Annotated in this window: 8 protein-coding genes; 4 read left to right on the top strand and 4 right to left on the bottom strand. The window is 70.0% G+C overall.

The annotated features are described in order from the left end of the window. Positions 1-204: 204 nt before the first annotated feature. Positions 205-1,443, bottom strand: coding sequence for a Cmx/CmrA family chloramphenicol efflux MFS transporter (locus tag KN815_RS44775; RefSeq protein WP_253209638.1), 1,239 nt, complete (start codon positions 1,441-1,443; stop codon positions 205-207). Between the two features lie 219 nt (positions 1,444-1,662). On the opposite strand from KN815_RS44775, the gene KN815_RS44770 reads away from it, so the two are divergent. Then, complete coding sequence (locus tag KN815_RS44770) at positions 1,663-3,084, top strand: HNH endonuclease signature motif containing protein (protein ID WP_216347548.1); 1,422 nt, start codon at positions 1,663-1,665, stop codon at positions 3,082-3,084. Here KN815_RS44770 and KN815_RS44765 read toward each other — a convergent pair. Further along, positions 3,078-3,395: a hypothetical protein gene (locus KN815_RS44765; protein WP_216347547.1), complete on the bottom strand. Its 318-nt coding sequence runs from the start codon at positions 3,393-3,395 to the stop codon at positions 3,078-3,080. The genes KN815_RS44770 and KN815_RS44765 overlap by 7 nt on opposite strands. A gap of 172 nt (positions 3,396-3,567) precedes the next feature. Between KN815_RS44765 and KN815_RS44760 the strand changes: the two genes are divergently transcribed. Then, positions 3,568-4,398, top strand: a complete 831-nt coding sequence (locus KN815_RS44760) for a helix-turn-helix domain-containing protein (protein WP_216347546.1) — start codon at positions 3,568-3,570, stop codon at positions 4,396-4,398. Next, on the top strand, positions 4,395-4,619 hold the full coding sequence (locus KN815_RS44755; protein ID WP_216347545.1) for a DUF397 domain-containing protein: 225 nt from the start codon (positions 4,395-4,397) through the stop codon (positions 4,617-4,619). Before KN815_RS44760 ends, KN815_RS44755 begins: the two co-directional genes overlap by 4 nt. Here the strand turns inward: KN815_RS44755 and KN815_RS52670 are convergent. Both KN815_RS52670 and KN815_RS44750 read right to left on the bottom strand, forming a co-directional pair. After that, complete coding sequence (locus KN815_RS52670) at positions 4,591-4,962, bottom strand: hypothetical protein (RefSeq protein WP_507229930.1); 372 nt, start codon at positions 4,960-4,962, stop codon at positions 4,591-4,593. The two genes, KN815_RS44755 and KN815_RS52670, sit on opposite strands and share 29 nt — an antisense overlap. A 276-nt stretch (positions 4,963-5,238) precedes the next feature. Further along, positions 5,239-5,910, bottom strand: coding sequence for an HD domain-containing protein (locus KN815_RS44750; RefSeq protein ID WP_216347544.1), 672 nt, complete (start codon positions 5,908-5,910; stop codon positions 5,239-5,241). A gap of 56 nt (positions 5,911-5,966) precedes the next feature. On the opposite strand from KN815_RS44750, the gene KN815_RS44745 reads away from it, so the two are divergent. After that, a partial coding sequence (locus KN815_RS44745) for a copper homeostasis protein CutC (RefSeq protein ID WP_216347543.1) occupies positions 5,967-6,686 on the top strand: 720 nt, incomplete at its 3' end.

The raw sequence follows: 6,686 nt of genomic DNA, 5'->3' as shown, positions 1-6,686 counted from the left end.
TGAGGGTGGCCGCGTCGCGGGCGGTACGCGGTCTGAAGGCCGCGGGCCTCCGCTGCCCCAAGCGGGCCGCGGACGCGGACTGACCGCTGCGGGCCCGGGGCCCGCCTTGCCGACCGGCCGCCCCTCGGGCGGTATGGCGGGCCTCAAGCCCAGGACTTCGGCGCCAAGGTGTGGGCCCCGCGCGGGCGGCGTCGCCGCGTCCGGTCAGTGCGTTGTGCGTGACGGGTCGGGGGCCGCTTCCGTATCCGCCGGGGAGTGTGCCGCCGATGTGGCGATGACGCGCGAAGCACCGGCCGCCCGGTGCAGCCGCATCGCGGCGGCCGTCGTCACCACGCCCGTACCGGCGAGTGCCGCTCCCGTCCAGGCGACCGCCGGGTAGCCCCAGCCCAGGTCGATGACGAGGCCGCCGAGCCACGGGCCCACCGTGTTGCCGATGTTGAAGGCCGAGGTGTTCGTCGCGCCCGCGAGCGTGGGCGCGGCGCCCGCGAGGTTGAACATCCGGGCGTTGAGCGCGGGCGCGGTGAAGAAGGCGGTGAAGCCGAGCAGCAGCGCCAAGGTCACGGCCGCGACCGCGCTGTGCGCGGTCAGCGCCAGCGCGCTCAGCACGACCGTCGAGGCGCTGATGCCCCCGAGCATCGTGCCGAACAGATGCGCGTCCGCGATCCGCCCGCCGAGCACCGTACCCAGCAGCGCGCCGACCCCGAACAGGGCGAGCACGGTCGGCACCCAGCTCTCGTCCAGCCCCGCCACATCCGTCAGCAGCGGCCCGAGGTAGGAGAACAGGCAGAAGACCGCGCCACCGCTCAGCGCGGTGGCGGCCAGCGCCAGCCACACCTGCCGGTCGCGGTAGATGCGCAACTCGGCCCGCAGCCGCGGCCGGTCGTCCCCGGTCGGCACCTCCGTACGCGGTACGAGCGCGACAACTCCGACCAGCCCGAGCGCCGACAGCCCGGCCACTGCCCAGAAGGCGGCGCGCCACCCCGCGTGCTGCCCGAGCAGCGCCCCGGCGGGGACCCCGGCGATGTTCGCGATGCTCAGTCCGCCGACCATCACCGCCATCGCCTTCGCCCGCGCGTTCACCGGCACCAGCGATACGGCCACCGCGGCGCCCACCGCCCAGAACCCGGCGCACGCGAGCGCGCTGACGATCCGCGAGGCGAACAGCACCCCGTACGACGGCGCCAGCGCCCCCGCGATCTGTCCGAGCCCGAACGCCGCCAGCAGCGCCATCAGCGTCGTCCGCCGGGGCAGCCGCAACGTGGCCGCCGCCAGCACCGGCGCCCCGACCACCATCCCGATCGCGAAGGCCGATATCAGCAATCCGGCCGTGGGGATGGACACCCCCATGTCCCGCGCGACGGGTTGCAGCAACCCGGACAGCATGAACTCGGAGGTGCCGAGGGCGAAGACGGACAGCCCGAGGACATAGACCGCCAAGGGCATGCGGGAGCGAGCGGAATCCGCTGGGGAAGACGAGGGCATGCCAGGCTCAACACCATGGCCTGACCTCGGCATTCCTGCGCGGAACAGTGAGGTGCTCGACTTTCGAACATTCACTCGATTGGGTGGTCTGGTGACGGTGACCTGGTGTTGTCACGCTGAGTGAGGAAGGATCGAGATGTGAACCCGCTGGGGGAGGCGGGTTGAGGAGATCACTGGGGGGTGATCGACGTGACGGAGGAAACGACCAGCGAACTGAACGGCCCGGGCGCGCCGGACGAATGGGCCGCCCATCTGGCCACAGCGGCACCGGGGCCGGAGACCGCGGCCGTACTGCCGGTCCTGGACGCGGAGAAGCTGTCCCGCACCGGCCGGATCGATGCACTGAAAGCCCTGGAGCGTCATACGGGCTGGATCCAGGCGCATCAGGCCCAGATCCTGGCCGCGTTGGAAGCGGACGCCGAGGCGGAGCTTCCAGAGGCAGTACGGGACCGTGACGCCGAAGCCGCCTGGAACTTCACCTGCGAGGAAGTTGCCTGTGCGCTGAAGCTGTCCGGCACGACGGCAGCAAAGCGCCTGGAGGTCGCCCGCGAGCTTGACCGGCAGTACCCCACCACGCTGGGGATGCTGGAGCGCGGAGAGATCTGCTACATGCAGGCAGTAGCCGTCACCGAGGCATGCGCAGTCCTGGACCCGGAGGTGGCGGGGCAGGTCGAGGCCGTCTTGGTGGAGAAGATGCCGGCCATGGCCACGGGCCAGACCCGCCGCGCTCTGGCCCGCGAGATCCTACGAGCCGATCCGTACGGCGCCGAGCAGCGCCACCAGGCCCGTAGGCGTGAGCGGCAGATGGTCCACTACCCGAAGGACGACGGCATGGCGCTCTGGGGCGCCACCCTCCCGGCCGAGCAGGCCGCCGCCATGAACGCCGCGGTGGATGCCCACGCCGCCACCCTGCCCGATGAGGGCCGGACCCTGGAGCAGAAGCGGGTGGACGCCCTGGTCGACTTGGTACTCAACCGCACCCACCCGGGTGCGGCGACCTCAGGCATGCGGACATCGGGTGAACCGACCCCGGGCGGATCGGGCCTCGGTGAACCACTCTCGGGCGGGCCAGTCCCAGGCGGGCCGCCCGCAGGTGGCCGCTCGGCGGCGGTGGTTCAGGTCACTGTCCCCTTGGATGTCCTGATTGGCGACAGCGACGACCCGGCCCAGCTCAAGGGCTACGGTCCGATCGCCGCAGGGCAGGCGCGCAGGATCGCCTTTGCCAAGGGCACGGTCTGGCACCGCCTGATCATCGAACCGAAGACGGGGATGCTGATCAAAACCGACCCGACTACCTACAAACCCACCGCCGAAACCGAGCGCCATGTCATCGCCCGCGACGCCTACTGCACCTTCCCGACCTGCCGTATGCCCGCCCACCGTTGCGACCTGGACCATATCGAGCCGTTCAACCACCACGACCGGGCGGCGGGCGGCCAGACGGTCCCGGAAAACCTCGGGGCCTTGTGCAGACGTCACCACCGCATGAAGACCCACCACCCCGACTGGTCGGTGAGGCGCGACTCTCGAACGGGCGTCGCCACCTGGACCGCCCCCACCGGCCACAGGTACACCAACCGGCCCCATGACTACCGTCACTGATCGGCTTGGTTCCGCTCGTCAGCGCCCTGCTCGCCATGGACAAGGAGCCGTCCACCCCTGCTCTCGGCGACGCGCAACGCGTCTGCCAACGCTTCGGCCAGTCGCCAGGCCAGAAAGCGGAGTTCGCCGCTGCTCGCCTTGTCCTGCTCGAGCATGGCCCGGGCATGGGCGAGTAGTTGGGCGCCCATGGCGAGTTGGAGCGCCTCGATCTCGTCTGCTTTCCGGCTCAACCGGCTGTTGCTGTCGTCCGTCGCCAGGTAGCAGGGCTTTCCTTCCGGGCTGGACCAGGGCAGGAGGCGCAGACCGTTCATGTCATCAGCTCCACTCAGATGTTGGCAGCGACACCGAGATGGGCACCGCGTGTAGTCAATTCGTCACGCGAGTAACGCGGATGCCAATAGAATGAGACGCCTTGAACGGCAGTGTGCAAGTCTGTGACCTGCCGCGATGCTGGCCCTGATCACATAGCGAGAGGTCACAGCATTGGACGAGACCACCCCACCCGCTCACTTGAACCCGCTCCAGCGCTTTGGACGTGACGTCAAACAGGTCCGTCTTGCTCGCAAGCTCACGCAGAAGCGCTTGGGCCTGGCCGCTGGCTATTCGGAGGCGTACGTCAGCAGGGTGGAGGCCGGGAAGCTCCTGCCCAGGCCCAGCGACAAGTTCGCGGGGGGCTGTGACATCGCCTTCGGGACGGGCCACCTATTCGCGGACATGCTCCGGAGGATTGACGAGGGCGATCACCCTTCGTGGTTCACCCCGTACCTCAACCTGGAACGCAAGGCGTTACGGGTGCTGGACTACTCGGCGAACCTCGTGATCGGCATCCTTCAGACGAAGGACTACGCGCGGGCCATCTTCCGGTCATCCCATCCGCGGGAAGAAGCCGAGGTGATCGAGGGCAAGGTCGCAGCGCGTCTGAGTCGGCGCGAGGTTTTCGAGCTGGAGACCCCGCCGCTCCTCTGGGTGATCCTGCACGAAGCGTGCCTGCGAACGGTGGTTGGCGGCGCTGACGTCATGACCGGGCAGCTTGAACACCTTTTGACGGCAGCGGGGTCACCACACGTCAAGCTTCAGGTCATGCCGTTCTCGGCAGGCGCTCCCGCCGCACACGCGAAGCCCTTCACCTTGTTGCGCTTCACGGATGCTCCCACGGTGCTCTACACCGAGACCCGGGTAGGAGGGAGGATGCACGACTCTGCACAGACGGTTGCCTCGGCCCTGGATGACTATGATCTGCTCAGGGCGCATGCGCTGTCCCCGGATCGATCACTGAGCCTGATCAGGACCGTGTCGAAGGAGTACCGCGAATGAGCGCCGACTTGGATCTCACGGCTGCCCAATGGGCCAGGTCTTCCTACAGCGACGGCAGTGGCGGCCAATGCGTGGAGTTCTCCCGCACCTTCGCCCAGACCCACGGCGTCATCCCGGTCCGTGACTCCAAGGACCCCGACGGACCGGCCCTGACCGTCTCGGTAGCGGGCTGGTCGTCGTTCGTCTCGGCCCTCATACGCGGCGAGTTTCGCACAGCCTGATCCCTCGCGCCCTCACCCGAACCAGTTCTCCGCCTCGTGAGACATGCCCAGCCCTGTCGCGGCTTGGGCAGCCTCGCGGAAGAAGACGCGGTTTCTCATGGCGACGGAGGCGAGGGCGGGGAGAGATGCGCCTGACGGGGTTCGAGCGGTCCACGGGCGAAGTGGCTCTCGTGGGTGCGTCCGAGCCAAAGGTCGCGTGGAGCTCATCCTCTATGGCGATGTCGGCCGCGAGGTCTTCAGGGATTGGCTCCACGTTGAGACCGAGCCGGGTCAGACCAGCGGTGATTTGCGCTGTCGTAAGACCGGTCAGATGGGCGGTCGCGTACAGGTGGTCCGGGGGGATCGGGAGGGCTGAGTGCGCCCCCGCGAGAGTGTGGGTAGACCTGCTGCAGGGCGTCGACGGTCGCGGCGAGGTTCTTACGGAGCGGGCCCAGCGGGACCATCCGCAGCTCGGGGTTGCCTCCTCCGAGGATGCCCATCGAGTCGTCGTCGCCGTCCTCGGTCACCTCGACCCAGAAGGGGAGTGCCTGGTCATCGAGGTGTACTGCGTTGTCGTCCATGCTGCCCCCCCTGGCGTGCGCGGATGGTCCGTCAACTTCAGAGCCGCGAACGGCACATGTTACGCACCGAGCAGCTCCAGCTCAGTGGCCATGTTGCGGCGTGCGGCGGCCTCCCAGCGGTCGTGGGCCTCCGGGGTGCGGAAGAGGCGGGACAGGCCCAGCAGATGGCGGAGGACGTTGGCGCGGCCCTCGCGGAAGGCGTCGTCCGGGACGAAGCCGTACTCCTCGCGGACCGCCGCCGCGTAGGCGCCGTAGGCGGCGGGGGAGCCCGCCAGTACGGCGAGGTCGGCGTCGCAGAGGACTTCGCCGTTGGTGTCGCCCTCGGCGGGGTCGTGGTCGCGGGTGACGAGGACGAGGCGGACGGTTTCGGCCACGCGGGGCTCCGGGACGCCGGCTTCCGGGAGGGCGCGTTCGGCCAGGCGGGCGCTGCGTTCCTCGTTGGTGGAGCGGTCGGGGAGGTAGACGGCGTCGTGGAACCAGGCGGCCAGGCGGATCGCGGCGGGGTCGGGGGCCTGGACATGGGGGAGCAGCTCGTCCACCCGGTCCAGGACCGCGAGCAGGTGATCGGTGGTGTGGTAGCGGCGCTGGGGTTCGGCCCAGCGGGTCAGAAGGTCCTCGCCGTAGGGGAGGGGAGCGGGAGCCGTGGCTTCGCGGGCGCTGGTGAGGAGGTCCGCCCAGCGGGTGAGCAGGGCGTCATGGGCCGGATGGCGGGCGGGCGCGGGTGCGGGCATGGGCCAATTGTGGGGTAGCGGTTTGCCCTCTTGTGCGGTGTGGCAAGCTGTGGAGCATGTCTAGACCAATTCTCGAGGTGATCGCCCTGAACCCGGCGGACGCGATCGCCGCACAGGCCGGAGGGGCTGACCGCCTCGAACTGGTCACCGACATGGCCGCCGACGGGCTCACCCCCTCCCGTGAGATCTTCGCCGCCGTCCGTTCGGCCGTGGACCTGCCGGTACGGGTGATGCTCCGCGCCGCCGACGGCTTCGCGGCCGGGGACCCCGCCGCGTTCGACGCGCTGTGCCAGGCCGCCGCCGCACTGCATTCGGAGGGGGCGGACGAGTTCGTCCTGGGCTTCCTGACCGACGACGGCGGGGTCGATCTTGCCGCCGTGACCGCGCTGGCCGAGGTCGTGCGGGCGGGCGGCGGCGTGGACGAGAGCCGCTGGACCTTCCACCGGGCCGTCGACCGGGCCGCGGATCGCGACGGGCTGCGCAAGCGGCTCGCCGACATCCCCGGCCTCGACACGTATCTCACCGCCGGGTCCGCGCGCGGCGTCGACGACGGTCTGCCGATCTTGGCCGAGGAGGCGGCACGGACCGGTACGCCGGGCTATGAGCCGCGCATCATGGCCGGTGGCGGGCTGCGCCTCGACCATCTGTCCGCCCTGCGCGCCGCCGGGATCGACGCCTTCCACATCGGCGGCGCGGCCCGTCCGGCGGGATGGGCCGGGCCGGTGGACGCGGCCGCGGTCGGCCGGTGGCGTACGGCCCTGGACGCGCCCGTTCCG

Origin of the sequence: Streptomyces niphimycinicus (genome assembly GCF_018883605.1) — a bacterium.
GTDB lineage: Bacteria > Actinomycetota > Actinomycetes > Streptomycetales > Streptomycetaceae > Streptomyces > Streptomyces niphimycinicus.
Note: the sequence above shows the minus strand (reverse complement) of the source record. Positions and strands in the feature narration are given on the sequence as shown.

Coding starts and splice junctions, on each gene's coding strand:
- KN815_RS44750 (WP_216347544.1), bottom strand. CDS start 5,910: ATGCCCGCACCCGCGCCCGCCCGCCATCCGGCCCATGACGCCCTGCTC.
- KN815_RS44775 (WP_253209638.1), bottom strand. CDS start 1,443: ATGCCCTTGGCGGTCTATGTCCTCGGGCTGTCCGTCTTCGCCCTCGGC.
- KN815_RS44765 (WP_216347547.1), bottom strand. CDS start 3,395: ATGAACGGTCTGCGCCTCCTGCCCTGGTCCAGCCCGGAAGGAAAGCCC.
- KN815_RS44755 (WP_216347545.1), top strand. CDS start 4,395: ATGAGCGCCGACTTGGATCTCACGGCTGCCCAATGGGCCAGGTCTTCC.